General features: G+C 42.8%; 1 rRNA gene. It reads right to left on the reverse strand.

Annotated features, from left to right (window positions below):
• Window positions 1-116 (reverse strand): 23S ribosomal RNA (locus NE665_RS24685); the annotation flags it as partial.
• Window positions 117-229 lie beyond the last annotated feature (113 nt).

A 229-nucleotide genomic window follows, 5' to 3' on the forward strand; every position in this document is an offset into this window, starting at 1 on the left:
CGGATATCGACGGATCTTTGTGTACGTACCACTCCCCGTCGCGTTTCGCCGTTTGTTGCGTCCTTCTTCAGTTCCAAGTGCCTAGGCATCCACCGTACGCCCTTATTCACTTAATCACGTTAAGTTTCAAGCGTTCGTTTCTTTGCTTAGGTTTTTGCTTGAGTTTTCTGTTTTGTTTAACTTTCTACTCGTGAATATCTATGTTGTTTACAACTTTCGTTATAGACCT

It is taken from the genome of Clostridium sp. DFI.1.208 (genome assembly GCF_024463855.1).
Classification (GTDB): Bacteria; Bacillota_I; Bacilli_A; order Erysipelotrichales; family Erysipelotrichaceae; genus Clostridium_AQ.